This window comes from Allofournierella sp., from assembly GCF_048388525.1.
Taxonomy (GTDB): domain Bacteria; phylum Bacillota; class Clostridia; order Oscillospirales; family Ruminococcaceae; genus BQOK01.
Genome location: NZ_DBGCTQ010000010.1, coordinates 1 through 15,090 on the forward strand (window position 1 = coordinate 1; position 15,090 = coordinate 15,090).

The 15,090-nt window shown below is 56.3% G+C and carries 17 protein-coding genes; 10 read left to right on the forward strand and 7 right to left on the reverse strand.

Annotation, left to right across the window (positions count from 1 at the left end; genetic code table 11):
* Window positions 1-36: 36 nt before the first annotated feature.
* Window positions 37-891, reverse strand: a complete 855-nt coding sequence (locus ACMLHZ_RS01145) for an IS3 family transposase (protein ID WP_418665980.1) — start codon at window positions 889-891, stop codon at window positions 37-39.
* On the reverse strand, window positions 888-1,178 hold the full coding sequence (locus ACMLHZ_RS01150) for a transposase (RefSeq protein WP_418665981.1): 291 nt from the start codon (window positions 1,176-1,178) through the stop codon (window positions 888-890). The genes ACMLHZ_RS01145 and ACMLHZ_RS01150 overlap by 4 nt, the downstream gene beginning before the upstream one ends.
* A gap of 336 nt (window positions 1,179-1,514) precedes the next feature.
* On the opposite strand from ACMLHZ_RS01150, the gene ACMLHZ_RS01155 reads away from it, so the two are divergent.
* From ACMLHZ_RS01155 to ACMLHZ_RS01175, 5 genes are read left to right on the forward strand one after another with little or no spacing between them, the layout of a single operon-like run.
* Window positions 1,515-2,363, forward strand: a complete 849-nt coding sequence (locus ACMLHZ_RS01155; RefSeq protein WP_418665982.1) for a carbohydrate ABC transporter permease — start codon at window positions 1,515-1,517, stop codon at window positions 2,361-2,363.
* Complete coding sequence (locus tag ACMLHZ_RS01160; RefSeq protein ID WP_418665983.1) at window positions 2,360-3,184, forward strand: carbohydrate ABC transporter permease; 825 nt, start codon at window positions 2,360-2,362, stop codon at window positions 3,182-3,184. The genes ACMLHZ_RS01155 and ACMLHZ_RS01160 overlap by 4 nt, the downstream gene beginning before the upstream one ends.
* Before the next feature lie 24 nt (window positions 3,185-3,208).
* Window positions 3,209-4,279, forward strand: a complete 1,071-nt coding sequence (locus tag ACMLHZ_RS01165; protein WP_418665984.1) for a biotin/lipoyl-binding protein — start codon at window positions 3,209-3,211, stop codon at window positions 4,277-4,279.
* 1 nt (window position 4,280) lies between these two features.
* A complete protein-coding gene (locus ACMLHZ_RS01170; RefSeq protein WP_418665985.1) occupies window positions 4,281-5,327 on the forward strand; it encodes an ABC transporter permease in 1,047 nt (348 codons plus the stop codon).
* The gene (locus tag ACMLHZ_RS01175; protein WP_418665986.1) at window positions 5,324-6,670 is read left to right on the forward strand and encodes a hypothetical protein; all 1,347 of its coding nucleotides are present in this window, start codon (window positions 5,324-5,326) and stop codon (window positions 6,668-6,670) included. Before ACMLHZ_RS01170 ends, ACMLHZ_RS01175 begins: the two co-directional genes overlap by 4 nt.
* Window positions 6,671-6,754: 84 nt before the next feature.
* On the opposite strand, the gene ACMLHZ_RS01180 is transcribed toward ACMLHZ_RS01175, so the two are convergent.
* Window positions 6,755-7,339 carry an SOS response-associated peptidase gene (locus ACMLHZ_RS01180; protein ID WP_418665987.1) on the reverse strand — a complete coding sequence of 195 codons (585 nt, stop codon included), beginning with the start codon at window positions 7,337-7,339 and terminating at the stop codon, window positions 6,755-6,757.
* A 54-nt stretch (window positions 7,340-7,393) separates the two neighbouring features.
* Window positions 7,394-8,164: an RNA polymerase sporulation sigma factor SigG gene (gene sigG / locus ACMLHZ_RS01185; RefSeq protein WP_177566039.1), complete on the reverse strand. Its 771-nt coding sequence runs from the start codon at window positions 8,162-8,164 to the stop codon at window positions 7,394-7,396.
* A 185-nt stretch (window positions 8,165-8,349) separates the two neighbouring features.
* Here sigG and ACMLHZ_RS01190 point away from each other — a divergent pair, with 185 nt between their 5' ends.
* Window positions 8,350-8,856: a hypothetical protein gene (locus tag ACMLHZ_RS01190; RefSeq protein WP_418665988.1), complete on the forward strand. Its 507-nt coding sequence runs from the start codon at window positions 8,350-8,352 to the stop codon at window positions 8,854-8,856.
* Window positions 8,857-8,917: 61 nt separating this feature from the next.
* On the opposite strand, the gene sigE is transcribed toward ACMLHZ_RS01190, so the two are convergent.
* The 3 genes from sigE to ACMLHZ_RS01205 all read right to left on the reverse strand — a co-directional run bounded on the left by sigE (window position 8,918) and on the right by ACMLHZ_RS01205 (window position 11,284).
* Complete coding sequence (gene sigE, locus ACMLHZ_RS01195) at window positions 8,918-9,637, reverse strand: RNA polymerase sporulation sigma factor SigE (RefSeq protein WP_418665989.1); 720 nt, start codon at window positions 9,635-9,637, stop codon at window positions 8,918-8,920.
* Window positions 9,619-10,521 carry a sigma-E processing peptidase SpoIIGA gene (locus ACMLHZ_RS01200; protein WP_418665994.1) on the reverse strand — a complete coding sequence of 301 codons (903 nt, stop codon included), beginning with the start codon at window positions 10,519-10,521 and terminating at the stop codon, window positions 9,619-9,621. The genes sigE and ACMLHZ_RS01200 overlap by 19 nt, the downstream gene beginning before the upstream one ends.
* Before the next feature lie 136 nt (window positions 10,522-10,657).
* On the reverse strand, window positions 10,658-11,284 hold the full coding sequence (locus ACMLHZ_RS01205) for an HAD family hydrolase (protein ID WP_418665990.1): 627 nt from the start codon (window positions 11,282-11,284) through the stop codon (window positions 10,658-10,660).
* A 152-nt stretch (window positions 11,285-11,436) separates the two neighbouring features.
* On the opposite strand from ACMLHZ_RS01205, the gene ACMLHZ_RS01210 reads away from it, so the two are divergent.
* The 4 genes from ACMLHZ_RS01210 to tsf all read left to right on the forward strand — a co-directional run.
* Window positions 11,437-11,721, forward strand: a complete 285-nt coding sequence (locus tag ACMLHZ_RS01210) for a PRC-barrel domain-containing protein (protein ID WP_177566049.1) — start codon at window positions 11,437-11,439, stop codon at window positions 11,719-11,721.
* Between the two features lie 127 nt (window positions 11,722-11,848).
* Window positions 11,849-13,741, forward strand: a complete 1,893-nt coding sequence (locus ACMLHZ_RS01215; protein WP_418665991.1) for an LTA synthase family protein — start codon at window positions 11,849-11,851, stop codon at window positions 13,739-13,741.
* A gap of 168 nt (window positions 13,742-13,909) precedes the next feature.
* Window positions 13,910-14,629, forward strand: coding sequence for a 30S ribosomal protein S2 (gene rpsB, locus ACMLHZ_RS01220; protein WP_418665992.1), 720 nt, complete (start codon window positions 13,910-13,912; stop codon window positions 14,627-14,629).
* 36 nt (window positions 14,630-14,665) lie between these two features.
* The coding region (tsf, locus tag ACMLHZ_RS01225; protein ID WP_418665993.1) for a translation elongation factor Ts at window positions 14,666-15,090 on the forward strand (425 nt) is incomplete at its 3' end.

Consider the following 15,090-nt stretch of genomic DNA (forward strand, 5'->3'; position numbering starts at 1 on the left):
AGTAAAAAGGAAAGCCAATCGCAGAATATCTCAGGATTACACCGTCTGGCACCGTATTTGAAACGGAGTCAGACGGTATTTTAATTGAAACCGCTCAAAGTTGTAAAAATGGATATAGTCATCGATAAGCTGCTGTGCTTGCTCAAAGGACTGTATTTTCTGCCTTGAAATACACTCGGTTTTAAGCATAGAAAAGAAATTTTCAGCCATAGCATTGTCATACGGGTCTCCACGCCTTGACATGGAGGGTGTAATGCCATATTCTTGAGTTAGGGTAAAATATGCTTGCGAGGTGTATTGAAACCCTTGGTCGCTGTGGAGCTGTAACTCCCCGGCGACCTTCTCTTTTTGCAGGGCAGCCCGCACCGTGCCCAACACAAGTTTAATGGTCTGCCGCCTACTGGTCTTGTAAGCAACCATGCTGTTGTCAAACAGGTCACGGATAACAGATAGGTAGAGAAAGCCTTGTGCTGTGGGGATATAGGAAATATCGGTAACCCATTTCTGGTTGGGGTGCTCCGCTGTAAAGTTGCGGTCTAGTATATTGGCATAACGATGCACAGCTTGTCCGCAACCTTGCCATCGCTTGCGCCGGATCTCACTCAGCAAGCCATACTTGCGCATGACACGCAGCACGGTCTTAGGATTCTTGTGGATCCCCTTGTCCTTTTCTAACCACAACTGTATATAGCGGTAGCCGTGTATCCTTCCGCGCATACTCTGGCATTCTGCAATCAGCTCGGCAAGCGAGGCGTCCTTTGCCGGGACTTCCTTGTGTTGCTGATAGCGGTAGTATCCGCTGCGGGATACGCCATAGAATTTGCACATGTCCGAAATCGGATACCTTCCGGCACAGTGCTCTATCAGGCGATATTTTAAGCTGGGTTTCACTCCCTTCCAACGGCTGACAGAAAATTTCGCAGCAACTCATTCTCCATTTTCAAACGCTTAATCACTTGCTCTTGTGTTTCCGGGTTTGTTATTGGACGGCCTTTCGGAAGTGGTGCTGCATGGCGCAGCTCCACCTCTGGGCGTAAACCGCACCAACTTTGGATGGAGTACTTACTCACCCCATATTTCCTGCTTAGACTTTTTAAGCTCGCGCCTTGCTTACGGTCTTCTCGAACGGCCTCTTTGATTGCTTGTGGGTAATGCTTTACTCCTTTGATGCCTGCCATGTCAAAAGCCCCCAATCGTACTTCCATTCTACGATTGGAGGCTTTTTTATTCAATGTCCATTTCCTTTGGTTCTGTGCACGGGGCTTTTTTGTTTGATAAAAGTTGAAAAATGTCTCTACATAGTGTAGTATAAGAATGAAACTACATTGTGTAGAGCTTTTTTGATTTACTTAACAAGGGGTACGACGCCTGCCTGGAAGAGGTGGTGGGGTATGTAACGATTCATCAAAGTGAATAAATACCAGCAAAGGTACTTGGGTGTTATCAGTTAGGCGCCCTTATGGCTAAAGGCAGATGAATTTATGATCCAGATACAACAAAATAGGCAGGCGACAATGCGAAAAAAGCCAAACGAGCAGTACGTATGGGGGATCGCTTTTTTTGCACCCTTTTTGGTCGGGTTTGGGGTGTTTTATCTGCTGCCCTTCGGTATGAGCGTGGTGTACACATTTTTGCAGAACCGGGAATTTGTTTTTCTGCAGAACTATGCGGGCGTGTTTGCAAGAGAAGCGTTTCGGCTTGCGCTGGCAAACACGCTGCGGTTTTTGGCGGTGTGCCTTCCGCTGATCATGGTGTTGGCGCTTTTGCTGGCCATGCTCATTCACGGTGTTTGCAAAAAAAATGTGATCTTCCAGTCGGTTTTTTTATTCCCGCTGGTGGTCCCCGTCGCCGCGACCGTGATCATTCTGAAAATGTTTTTGAACGACAACGGCATTGTGAACGGGATGCTGACTTTGCTGGGGGGCCAGGGCAAGCCGTGGCTTCACTCCCAGTGGAGCTTTTGGGTGCTGGTGGGGCTGTATTTGTGGAAAAACGTGGGCTACAACGTCGTGCTGCTGCTGGCGGGGCTAAACTCGATCCCCCCTGAATGCATCGAGGCGGCCAAGATTGACGGCGCGTCCGCCTGGAAGACCTTCACCCATATCACCTTTCCGCTGCTGCTGCCCACCATGTTTTTTGTGTTGGTGGTTTCGATCGCAAATTCCTTTAAAAGCTTCCGCGAGGCTTATCTACTGGGCGGGGACACGCCCAATACCTCGATTTATATGCTGCAGCACTTTTTAAACAACAATTTCCAGAATGCCAATTACGCGAGGCTGTCGGTGGCCGCGATCAGCCTGTTTGTGGTGGTTGGAACGATCATTACACTGCTATGGAATTACATGAGAAGGGATGCCACATGAAAAAGGCGGCCTTATGTATTTTGTGGGTAAGCGCTCTTTTTGCGCTGTTCCCCTGTGTGTATCTGCTGGGTTGCTCGTTCATGAGCCCGCAGGAGGTGCTTGCTTACTATAGTTCCGAGCAATCGAATTTTTTATTTCACCTCTGGCCGGATATGCTCACGCTGAGCTCTTACTACCAGGTCTTTTTGCGCCGCCCGGATTATCTGATAAAATTCTGGAACTCCCTGTTTTTGGCCGGAGCGATCGCCGCGCTTCAAACCGTGATCTCCATTTTTGCGGGGTTCGCACTTTCAAAATTGTTTGTGCCGTTTAAAAAGGCGATTGTTTTTTTGATCGTATTAATGATGTTGATGCCGCTGCAGGTGAGTTTGGTGTCGAACTATATCATCCTGAACAAGCTCGCTTTGCTGGGCAGCAGCTGGAGCTTGATCTTGCCCATGGCGTTTTCGGCATTCGGCGTTTTTTTGATGTATCAATGCTTTAACGACCTGCCGGACGAATTGATCGAGGCCGCGCGCCTGGACAGTGCGAATTACCCCGCCGTGCTGCGGTTTGTGGCGGCGCCCTGCGCCGCGCATGGCTGGGGCACCGTTGCGGTGCTAAGCTTTATTGACGCGTGGAACATGGTGGAACAGCCGCTGATTTTTTTGCAGAGCGAGCAAAAGTACCCTATTTCGGTGTTTTTGGCGAGCAATCTTGAAAAAAACCTGTCGCTGAGTTTTGTGTGCGGCATGCTGGCGCTGCTATTTCCGTTTTTGTTGTTTTTGTTTTTTCGGGATGAGCTTTTGAGAGGGATCGGTGAAACAAACCTAAAACGCTGAACCGACCGGCAGACGAGGTGTATTATGACAAAGCAAAAGAAAACGATCCTGCAAGCGGCGCTTTTGATCCTGGCGGCTCTTTTGCTGTGCACGGTGATCTCACAGGTCGTTTATCAAAAGCTGCTGCCCATTGTGGAAACCGTCAAGCCCTCGCGCAACATCATAACGGTTCAAAGTGTGGCCGCCGCCAGCGTGATGGATGTGACCGAGCAGGTGCAGGACGCGGCGCCCACCGAGTGGACGGTAAAAGAGGTTTACGCCTCGGCCGGGGAGGTGGTTCAAAAAGGGGAGCCGCTGTTCCAGATCGACATGCTGGAATATACCGCCAGGCTGCGGCAGATGCAGGCGGATATCCAGGAGCAGCAAAATTACATCAACGCGACCGATTGGACGGGCGGTGACCGGCTGGTGCTGAACACCAAGCTGGAGGCCGCAAGGCTGGAATACCAGCGGATGACGGCCTCCGGCACGCCCAAAAACGGCATTGTAACGGCCACGTGCAGCGGAACCATCCGCTCGCTTTTGGCAAGCCCCGGCGCGCGGCTGAGCGCGTATCAGATCTACGTGGAATACGAGCTTGCCACACAGCAGCAGCGCGTGGTGTGGAGCATGAGCAAGGCCGCGGGGCCGCGATATCTTGATGTGGGCAGGGTGACGATCAGCAGCACCGACAGCAAGGCCGAAAACGACGGCTTGCCGCTGGAGCTGGAGGTGGCGGTAAAAAAGCAGCAGGAGGACCTATCCTGGAGCTACCAGGCCCTGCTGCCGCCTGAAACAGTTTTGGACAGCGCCCAAAGCTACCAGGCGACCATGGTTTTAAAAGAGAATACTTATGATCACGTGGTGCCGCGCTCCTGCGTTCAAACCGACCAGGCAGGGCAAAATTTCATTTATATTGTAACGGAAGAAGAGGGGCTTTTCAGCAGGCAATACACCGTGTCCACCAAAACGGTGGTGCTTCTGGACGAAGACAACATCCACGCGGCGGTCCGGCCGCAGAACAGCGAAGAATCTTTAAATGGCTGCGAGATCGTGGTGAGCGCCAGCAAGCCAATCCAAGATGGTAGCGAAGTAGCCCTTAAGGCGGTGGCCTAAGATGAAGCTACTTATCAAAAAAGAGATCCTGTTGGGGTTCGTTTTGGCCCTGACGCTCTGCTGCGGCGGACTTGTCGCCCGGATCGCCTGTTCGGTGCCGGACGGTTACATCCTTCCCGAGTTGGTGCAAAAAGGGACGCTTTCCGCCACCGATGGCAGCGACATTGCGGGCTATTGTTTAAGTGCCGCGTCCTGCAGCTACCAGGGCACCACGGCAACGGTGTCGCTGGCCTCCACGAGCGGCGATATGCAGGCGCTTTTGCAGGGGCGGGTTGCTTTCGGCGCTTTTTACCGGGAATCGGCGGCGATGGAAGAAAATCGTTGGGCCGTGATAGATGAAACATTGGCTGTTCGCTTTTTTATGACGGCAAAGGCGTGCGGGCGCAAGCTGTGGGTAGGCGATACGGAATATACCGTTTGTGGTGTGGTAAAAGCCAGAACAAACGGCCTTGAGCCAATGTTTGCCGACGGCCTTCCGCGGGTATACATTCCCGCCAACAGCCAGGAGGGCAGCATGGAGGGCAAAGGGCTGACCTGGTGCGGATTTTCGCGCAAGACGGACAGTAAGGCTGGCGTGGCCGCCGCCCTTGCCCAATACAGCGGGGCTTATGTTTCGGAAGAAAACATTGTCGATCTGACCTCGCTGAAAAAAATGGCCGCCGCGATACGCAATACCGCAGTCTGTGCGCTGGCAGTTTGCGCGCTGTTCCTGTTAAAGTGCGTTTTTCACAAATACCTGCAAAGAGGGCTCGGGACTTATTGGAAGATCGTCGGCCCCGGCATGGGGCTTGGCGCGGCAGCGGCCGCTGTGACCACCTTCCTGCTTTCGGCCCCGCCCGCTCTCTTGCCCAGCGACAATATTTTTGATCTGAGCCATTATTGGGGCGAATTTTTGGCGCTTTTGCAATTTGGCAGCCGGCAGGGGGGCGATGTGAGCTTTTACATAAGCCAATGTGTTTTCAGCACCCTTTTGATGCTGGCGATCGCCTTGGCGGAGTATTGCTTGTCGGCAGCGATTTTTTTTGAAGGAAGGGAGAAAACAGCATGAAAAGGAGAATGGTTCTGGGCGCTGCTATTTTGGCTGCAGGCCTGCTGCTTGCGGGGTGCAAAAGCGAGGTGCCACAGCTCAATACCGAACTCTTGATCTATGCGGGTGACTCCACAAAATATGACATTTCGGAATACACGAATGTGCTCAGCACCTTTCAAAAAGAGCACGCCGCTGTTAAGACCTCGTTTTATAAACTGCCCACGGACGAGACAATGGAAGAAAGCGCCGCGCAGGCGGCGCTGAAAACGGCCTTGGCGGGCGGCGACGGCCCGGACGTGATTGTGGACGCGTGCTGGGCGCAGGACCTGGAAAAGCTGGCGGGCAGCGGGGTGTTTTACGACATGGACCGGCTGCTTGAAAAGGATGCCTCTTTTACCTTGGATGAGGGGTACCAGAAGGCCGTGATCGACCGGGGCGTTTTTGATGGGAAACGGGTGATCATGCCGTTGTTCTTTACGGTGAACACCTTTGGCAGCACCGAGGAGCTGCTTGCCAAGAGCGATTTTGAGGGCCTGCACAGCTACACCGCGAAGGAATTTTGCGGCCACGCGAAGGCGTTTTTGCAAGAGAACCCGGAAATGGCGCTGTTCAATAACACCGGAGTGCAATACCGCACGATCGTGCAGTCCCTTTTTACAGAGCTGGATACCGAAACGCTTCAGAGCGATGCCTTCCGGGAGGTGCTGGAGATTTGCCTTCGCAACACAGAACGGCAGAAGGAACTGGGTATTGATGCGGAGGATCTGTTCCGGCCCTATTTTGCGCTGGAAAGTGGAAAATACCTGTTTTATGGCAACAACGATAATCAGGTGCTCAAACGCTTGGGCACCTTTCAAAACCTGGGAAGGGCCACCTATTTCACATTAAAGAACGAACAGGGCAGTCTGAACGGCGCGATCGTATACTTTGCGGCGATCAACGCGCAAAGCGAAAACCTGCAGAACGCCTGGGATTTTGTAAAACTTCTTCTCACAAACTACCAGGACATCCCCCGGTACCTGCCGCAGGCCACGAAAGGTACCTCGATGGCCGGGGAAGTGGGGCAGGGCGTTCTGTTGGCGGGCAACCGGGGGATCGTGGACTATTTTCAGCTGGGCCGGGCGCAGACGCTGCATTATCGAAACGCCGACGGCTCAGTTACCAAAATTCCAATGACAACAGTGGAGCAGGAGGTGGCGGAGGCGTTCGCTGAAATCAGCGCACAGGTGGGCGAAGCGTATTACACCTATTCCACCGATCAGGTGATGAGCTATTTTGACGCCTATGTGGCGGGTGAAAAGGGGTACGACGCCTGCCTGGAAGAGGCGGTGGGGTATGTGACCATTCACCAAAGCGAGTAAGGCGTCTCATCTAAGAAAAGCACAGCAAATAAGAAAAGCGCGGCAAGAGGGCCCGGCTGAAAACAGCCTGGTCCTCTTGCCGCGTTACCACATGCGCAGCTGGCCGCTTTCGGCCGTGCTGTGCAGAGGCGGGGGCTCGGCGTGCAGAAGGCGGCGGGCGGCGGCTTCGTCTGACAGCCAGGGGCGGACCGCTTTGGGGGGAAGCACCAGAGGCATGCGGTCGTGCACATCGGACACTGAAGCGTTGGGTGCGGTGGTGAGGATGGTGAAGTGCGCCTCCTCCTCCGTTTGCTCCCAAAGCCCGGCCAGGTACACCGCCTCGCTGCCCGGCAGGCGGAACAGGTATTTGTGGCGCGCGGCGTCCCACTCGTAAAAGCCCGAGGTGGGCACCACGCACCGACCGCTTGCCACCAGCTCGCGGAACATGGGGCGCTGCTCGGCCGTTTCGGCCCGGGCGTTGATGATAAGGCCCCTCTGCCCACCGGGAAAGCCCCACAGCGCCAGCCTTGCGGCCACGCCGCTTTCGGTCTGGATGAGCACCGGCGCGGGGGCCGAGGGGAAGACCTCGCCGGGCTGCCAGGCCCCGGGCCCATACTGCTGCTCCACCGCCTGCAAAATACGGCGGATGCTCTCGTTTTCCACCGCAGTGAACTGATACCGGCCGCACATAAGGCATTCGCTCCTTTGCATGCCCTGTCAAAAAAGCTGGCAGGGAGTTTTGCTTTACAGTCTGTCTTTGATGCGCCCCAGGGCGCTTTTTTCCAGCCGGCTCACCTGCGCCTGGCTGATGCCGATTTCCCGGGCTACCTCGACCTGGGTTTTGCCCGAAAGGTAACGCAGGGCCATGATCTTTTTTTCCCGGTCGGTGAGCTCTTTCACCGTGTCCTTGAACATGATGCCGCTGATCCAGCTCTCCTCGCCGCCGTTGTCGCCGATCTGATCCATCACGTAGATCGTGTCCCCACCATCATTATACACCGGCTCGTAAAGGCTCACCGGGTCCACCACGCTTTCCAGCGCCAGGGTAACGGTTGCGGCGGGCAGCTCCACCCGTTTTGCGATCTCGGTGATATGAGGTTCCCGGCCCAGCTCTTTTTGCAGCTGTTCCTTGGCCTGCATGGCGCGGTAGGCGGTGTCGCGCACCGAACGGCTCACCCGCACGGCGTTGTTGTCGCGCAGGAAGCGGCGGATCTCGCCCACGATCATGGGCACGCCATAGGTGGAAAAGCGCACGTTCAAATCCGGGTCAAAATGGTCGATGGCCTTGATCAGCCCGATGCACCCCACCTGGAACAGATCGTCCATGTTTTCGCCCCGGCCGGTGAATTTCTGCACCACGCTCAGCACCAGGCGCAGGTTTCCCTGGATCATTTTCTGCCGGGCCTCCTGATCGCCCGCCCGGGCCGCGCGCAGCAGCTCCGCCTTTTCTTTTTCCTTCAGCACCGGAAGCTTGGCGGTGTTCACCCCGCAGATCTCCACTTTATTATAATACAAAACTCTTCACACTCCGAACCTTGTTGGGCAAAAGCAAAAAAACATTTTGGCCTGCCCTGCAAAACGCCTGCAAACAGTATGGCCCCGCAGGAATGGGAACAAACAGATTCGGAACTGGTAAAACCTGCACATGCACGCCCCGGCCGCATACATTAAAAGTAAGCTGGAATTGGGAGGGATGCGTGATGAATCAAAAAATGTGGATCGCGCTGGCAGTAGGGTGTATCGTGCTTCTGGCGATCCTGCTCACGGTGCTGCGGGCGCTGTGGATTGCAAAGAAGGACCGGGAAAAGCGCCCATTCGACAAGCCGGATTTTACGAATTACGCCGGGTTCAAGGTCACAAACCTGCCGGGCGATGAGATCGTGCGGCTGGAAAGCGTATACCTGATCGGGCGCAAAGTGGCGCAGCTGGAGTTTGTGATCGACCCGGAATGGAAGGCCATTCTGCGCATTGCCCGCAAGGGCGTGCCGCTGCGGCTGGAGGAGTTTCAGCAGAATTACGAGCAGCGCACCGTGACCTATGAAGACGGTGTGCGGGTGGTGGTGCAGCAAAACCCGGGCGGGGAAGCGCTGATGACCTGGACAAAGGACGAGTTTGACTATGCGCTCTATTTTGAGCGCACCCAGATGGGCCTTGTGGGCGGCATGCTGGACGATTTTGTGCGGGAAACCGAAACAGTGGAAAGCTGAAAAAACAGGGCGCGCGGCGGGAAGCTTCCCGCCGCGCGCCCTGTTTGGTGAAACCAGGTGTTCAGGTCATTTTTTCCAGGTCCCTCCGCAGCCGCTGAATGATGCGTTTTTCCAGCCGGGAAATGTAGCTTTGTGAGATGCCGATGAAGTCGGCCACTTCTTTTTGCGTATGCTCCACTCCGTCCGCCAGGCCAAACCGCATCTGCATGATCTGCTTTTCCCGGGGACCAAGCCGGTCTACAGCCTGGCGCAGCATATCTTTTTCGGCATCCTGTTCCAGCTGCGCACCGATCTGGTTCTGGTCGCTGCCCAGCACGTCCGAGAGCAGCAGCTCGTTGCCGTCGCCGTCGGTATTCAGGGGTTCGTCGATGCTGGTTTCCTGGCGGCGGTTGCTGCTTTTGCGCAGATACATCAGAATCTCGTTTTCGATGCAGCGGCTGGCATAGGTGGCAAGTTTGATGTTTTTGGAGGGGGCGAAGGTGTTCACTGCCTTGATCAGGCCAATGGTACCGATGGAGATAATATCCTCTACAGGGATGCCGCTGCTCTCGAACTTGCGGGCAATGTAGACCACCAGGCGCAGGTTATGGGTGATCAGGATATCGCGGCAGCTCTGCCTGCCCTCTTCCAGCCCCTGGAACACGAGCTTTTCTTCGGCCGGGGTAAGGGGCGGGGGCAGGGTGTCGGGCCCGTTGATATAATAGGCGGCGCCGGGCATGCGCAGCCGCGCAAGGGCGCCCCTTGCCCACAGCCGCAGCCGGGTCAACCATCCTTTGTACATGTCGATTTCCTCCTTTTTGTTTCGCTGTGTAAAAATTCGCTGCCAAACAGTGCCTGGAACTGCCCGTCCCGCAGAGACTGGTCGGTAAACACCACGGTGGCTCCGTCGCCCCCATAGGCGCCCTGCCCGCCGCGCAGCGCGGCGCTGGCCGCGATGAACCCCGGCAGGGCGCGCTGGCCCGCGGCACTTTTACAAGGCACGAGCCGCAGCCGGTAGCCGGCGGGCGGCAGGGGGCTGCCGCCCGAAAAATATTCCCGCAAAAAGTCGTTCAGTTCGGCGGGCAGCTGATTTTTGGCCCCGGGCCAGCTCACCAGCAGCGCCTGGCAGCCGCTGAGAGGGTCCTGTAAAAAGAAGCCGGTGTCGTAAAAAGCCTGAAGCTCCACCGGGGGGGCACCGGCCAGCGCAAATTGCAGCCGCCAGAGATTTTCCGGGCCAGGCCGGCCAAACAGCGCAAGCAGCAGCCGGATCAGAAGATACATGCACAGCACAGCCAGCAGCAGCACCACGGGGGAAAGATTGATATAGACGCTGAAATTGTTCACCTGCATGCCGGAAAAACCGCCCCGGTAGACTGCCAGCAGCACCAGCCCGGCAAGGCCCAGGTTTAATATGAAAAACCAGACGCATGCCCGCAGAAAAGGCCGCCAGCCCTTGTAGCCAAAGGCGATAAGCACGATGGCGGCGGCCGTGGCAAGCTTGTAGGCCGCGCCCAGCCAGCCCGGAAGCTCGGGGGCCAGCAGAATCAGGGTGGAAAGGGCGCTTGCCGCCGCCCCGGCCAGCGCCCTGCCTGTACCGAGATCCGCCCCGGCAAGGCGCGCGGCGGCCCGCAGCAGAAAATAGCCGATAAGAAAGTTTACCAGCAGGAGAATGTCCAGATACACCACGGTCTTCAAAGCGCAGCACCTCCACCGGAGCCTCGTGAAGCCCCGTCCGCTTTTCAGTGTAGCGCGTTTTTTCGGAAAAGCCTGTCAAAAAAGAAAGGGCCCGGGAGAAACTCTCCCGGGCCGGCGGCGCCGCCGCTCACCACAATAAATGTTCTTTAATGGGAATTCCACAGGCGTTGAGCGCCCGGATAAACGCGGGGCCGCCTTTGTAATGGATGCCTGTAATGCCAAGCTCGTAAGCGGCGTTGGCGTTCAGCTTGTTGTCGTCCACAAAAATCGTTTCGGTGCGGTCCAGCAGATACTTTGTGATCAGCAGTTCATAAATACGGGCGTCCGGCTTGTTGGTGCCCGCCTCGCAGGAGGCGACGCCCCCCTCGAACAGGGGCCAGAAGTCCCGCTTTTTAAGCTCTTCCAGGGTATCCTGCGCAATGTTGGACAGATAGTAGATCGAAAAGCCCATTTTTTTGAGCCGCTTTATGATCTCCACCGTTTTGCGGCGGGTCTTCAAAGTGCGCATCCAGTCGTCCAGCACACTTTGAACCTCGAACAGGCAGCCGGCCTCCCTGGCCTTTTCCAGCATAACGGCATTTGCCCCGGCCCGGGTGATCTCGCCCGCATCCAGCTGCCGCCATTCCTTGCTGCCGAATACGATCTCGTGGACCTTGCTCTCAACCGCTTCGTCAAAAAAGCGCTCCAACAAAAAGGTGTGCGGGTCGTAATCCACCACCACGCCCCCGAGATCAAACACGATGTTCCTATACATACCGCGATTCTCCTTATGGACAACCAATTTTTCATTTATTATACACTATTTCGTGCTAAGATACAAAATCCGGCATATCATTTTACAAAGTTTTGAAATTTTAGGGGGCTGTAAAGCGTAATAATTTATAGCGCCCAGAGGGGGAGAGGGGCTTGACACTGTCTGAGCTTTGTAAAAAGGATGTAGTTCAGGTGGAACAGGGGGCGAACCTGGGCCGCGCAGACGATCTGCGATTCAACACCCAGACCGCCCAGATCGAAGGGCTGGTGCTTTTGGGGCGGCCCAAGTTGTTTGGATTTCTGGGCCGGCAGGAGGATGTGTTTATTCCCTGGGCGGAGATCGACACGGTGGGGGCGGACGTGATTTTGGTCCACACGCCGCTGCCGGCCGAGGCTCCCCGAAGAAAACCAAGTTTTCTCAGCGGGCTGTTTTCCTGAAAAACAGTGATATAATGGGCCCTGGCGGCCCGGCCCAAGCGGCCGGGCCGCCAGGTGCGGCGCAGCTGCCCTTGCGGCGGCGCCCCCGATGGTAGGCTGAGACCGATTGTTCCAGGAGGGAAAAACTTTGCAAACGTTAAAAGAGAGGGCGGCCTGGCGGCAAAAGCTCGCCTGGCTGACCTGGATATGGGGGCCGCTCACGGCCACGATCACGCTGCTGTGCACCGAGTGGATCCACCGCGGCTCGCTGGGCGCGGGCTTTTGGAAGGATAACTTTTTGGCACACTTAAACAGTTATCTGCTCACCTGGCTGCTCTTTTTGTTCCTTTACCTGCTGGCGGCGGGGCTTACCCGGCTGCCCTGCGTGGGGGTGCTTGTGACCGGGCTTGCGGGCTGCGTGCCTGCCACAGTAACTTATTATAAGCTGAAAATGCGCGGCGAGCCGTTCTTTCCCTGGGATTTTTCCCAGTGGGGGGAGGCCACGCAGGTGGTGGGCAAGGCGGGCCTGGAGCTGCAGACTTCCATGTGGGTGAGCGCGCTGATCTTTGCGGCCCTGTTTACGGCTGCGTGCCTGACCCGCCTGAAAAAATGGCCGCTCAAACAAAAGCTGTTCGGGCTGGCCGCTCCGCTGGCCGGGGCCGCGGCAGTGCTGGCCGTTTTCTTAAGCCCCACACTTTCCCTTTCGGCGGGCATCCTGCCGGATATGTGGATGCAGAACCGCTATTACCGCAATTACGGCGTGGTGGCGGGCTTCCTTACAAACATTCAAAACCTGAAGGTGGACAAGCCCGAGGGCTACAGCGAAAAGGCGGTGACCGAGCTGGCCGGGCAGGCAAGGCGGCAGGACCTTGCCCCGGTGTTCGAGGGCAGCTACAAAGCCTCGGGGCAGAGCGGGGTAAAACAGCCCAACATTATTTTTATCATGGACGAGTCGTTTTGGGACGTGGGAGAGCTGGAAGACTATGGGGTTGAATTTGACCAGCCGGTGACCCCGAACCTGGACCGCCTGCGCCAAACGGCGGCCTATGGCAAGGCCTATACGCCCAGCTTTGGCGGAGGCACCTGCGATGTGGAGTTTGAAGCGCTGACCGGCTTTTCCACCGAGTTTTTGCCCACGGGCAGCAAGCCCTTCCAGCAGCATGTGACAAAGCCCATGTTCTCGATTGCTTCTTATTTGAAAGAACAGGGGTACGCCACCCAGGCCATCCACGGGTATTATGCCAAGTTCTGGAGCCGCAATACGGCTTACCCGTACCTTGGGATCGACGAGTTTATTGCGCTGGAGGACTTTGTGAACCCCGAAAAAAAGCGCGGGGTGGATTGGTCGGGGGGGCTTGTGACCGACGCCGAGATGGGCCGCAGGGTGATTGAGGAATGGGAAAACCGGGACACGGAAAAACCGATCTTCATGCATGTGGTCACCATGCAGAACCACACCACCTATAACGAAAAGAATTACCCGGAAGAGGAACTTGTGGGCATTCAAAGCGCCCCGGCCGGCATCAGCGGGCATACGCTGGGCGCCCTGCGGGACTTTGCCACCGGCGTGCGGGAGGCCGACGCAATGCTGGGCGCTCTGACCGATTATTTCAGCGGCGTGGAGGAGCCCACAATCCTGGTGTTCTGGGGTGACCACTATAACCCCATCGGCAGCGGGTACGAGGTGTATACCGCCACCGGCTATGCCTCGGGCGCCGACAGCGAGAGCCCCGAGCTGCACCAGATGCCGCTTTTGATCTGGAGCAATTACTGGGAGGGGCAGGTGGACCTGGGCACCGTGGCGGCCTACGAGATCAGCCCGGTAATGATGGAGCTTTACGGCCTGGAGATGCCGGTGATGTTCGGGCACCTGGCCAACCAGCTTTCCTCTTACCGCAGCCGCACCCGGGGCGTTACCGTGCAGCCGGACGGCACGGTGGAACAGGGAGATCTCACCGAGGCCCAGCAGGAATGGTTTAACGCCCATTGGATGCTGCAATACGACCTGATGTTTGGGCAGGAATACGCGCTGCTGGAATGAGAAGCAGAAAAACGGCAAAAATTTCAAAATGGCGCTTGTAATGGGCCGCCGCTTGTGCTATACTATATCGGCAATACGCACGCATTGCTTTGTTCCCCTGTGCCCGCAAGGGTGGGCGAACATGCAGGCAATGCGGAGGTCAAAAACAAAATATTGGAGGATTTTACAATGGCAGTCGTATCTATGAAACAGCTCCTGGAAGCCGGCGTGCACTTTGGTCACCAGACCCGCCGCTGGAACCCCAAAATGGCGAAGTACATCTTCACCGAGCGCAACGGCATTTACATCATCGACCTGCAGAAGACCGTGAAAAAGCTGGACGAAGCCTATAACTTCGTGCGCGAAGTTTCGGCCGACGGCGGCGAGATCCTGTTCGTGGGCACCAAAAAGCAGGCCCAGGAGTCCATCCGCGACGAGGCGACCCGCTGCGGTATGCACTATGTGAACGCCCGCTGGCTGGGCGGCATGCTCACCAACTTCCGCACCATCCGCAAGCGCATCGACCGCCTGGAGCAGCTGCGCAAGATGAGCGAGGACGGCACCTTTGAGCTGCTGCCCAAAAAGGAAGTTGCCAAGCTGCAGCTCGAGATCGAGAAGCTGGAGAAATTTCTGGGCGGCGTAAAAGAGATGCACGGCCTGCCCAAGGCTATGTTTATCGTGGACCCCCACAAGGAGCGCATTGCCGTGTCCGAGGCCCGCAAGCTGAACATCCCCATTGTTGCTATCGTTGATACCAACTGTGATCCCGATGAGATCGACTACGTCATCCCCGGCAACGACGACGCTATCCGCGCTGTCAAGCTGATCTCCGGTGCCATGGCCAGCGCTGTGCTGGAGGGCAAGCAGGGCGTTCAGGACGCTCCCGCCGCCGAGACCAAAGAGGATTGATTTACTCCCTACAATTCAGAAAGGACATTGAGCACTATGGCTATTTCTGCAAAAGACGTTATGGAGCTGCGTAAGCAGACCGACTGCGGCATGATGGAGTGCAAGAAGGCACTGACTCAGGCTGACGGCGACTTCGAGAAGGCTATCGAGATCCTGCGCGAGCAGGGCCTGGCTGCTGCCAACAAGAAGGCTGGCCGCATCGCCGCCGAGGGCATGGTCTATGCCGTTTCCTTCGACAACTGCGCTGTTGTCGTTGAGGTCAACGCCGAGACCGACTTCGTCGCCAAGAACGACAAGTTTGTTGACTTCACCAAGAACCTGGCCAAGGTCGTTGCTGACGAGAACCCCGCCGATGTTGAGGCCCTGATGGCCTGCAAGATGGGCGACGGCACGGTTGACGATGCCCTGAAGGCTCTGATCCTCGTCATCAAGGAGAACATCAAGGTTCGCCGCTTTGCCCG

Bases quoted from the DNA above. Each gene is read 5' to 3' on its own strand.
- ACMLHZ_RS01150 (WP_418665981.1), bottom strand. From the start codon at position 1,178: ATGGCAGGCATCAAAGGAGTAAAGCATTACCCACAAGCAATCAAAGAG.
- ACMLHZ_RS01155 (WP_418665982.1), top strand. From the start codon at position 1,515: ATGCGAAAAAAGCCAAACGAGCAGTACGTATGGGGGATCGCTTTTTTT.
- ACMLHZ_RS01160 (WP_418665983.1), top strand. From the start codon at position 2,360: ATGAAAAAGGCGGCCTTATGTATTTTGTGGGTAAGCGCTCTTTTTGCG.
- ACMLHZ_RS01165 (WP_418665984.1), top strand. From the start codon at position 3,209: ATGACAAAGCAAAAGAAAACGATCCTGCAAGCGGCGCTTTTGATCCTG.
- ACMLHZ_RS01170 (WP_418665985.1), top strand. From the start codon at position 4,281: ATGAAGCTACTTATCAAAAAAGAGATCCTGTTGGGGTTCGTTTTGGCC.
- ACMLHZ_RS01175 (WP_418665986.1), top strand. From the start codon at position 5,324: ATGAAAAGGAGAATGGTTCTGGGCGCTGCTATTTTGGCTGCAGGCCTG.
- ACMLHZ_RS01180 (WP_418665987.1), bottom strand. From the start codon at position 7,339: ATGTGCGGCCGGTATCAGTTCACTGCGGTGGAAAACGAGAGCATCCGC.
- ACMLHZ_RS01190 (WP_418665988.1), top strand. From the start codon at position 8,350: ATGAATCAAAAAATGTGGATCGCGCTGGCAGTAGGGTGTATCGTGCTT.
- sigE (WP_418665989.1), bottom strand. From the start codon at position 9,637: ATGTACAAAGGATGGTTGACCCGGCTGCGGCTGTGGGCAAGGGGCGCC.
- ACMLHZ_RS01205 (WP_418665990.1), bottom strand. From the start codon at position 11,284: ATGTATAGGAACATCGTGTTTGATCTCGGGGGCGTGGTGGTGGATTAC.
- rpsB (WP_418665992.1), top strand. From the start codon at position 13,910: ATGGCAGTCGTATCTATGAAACAGCTCCTGGAAGCCGGCGTGCACTTT.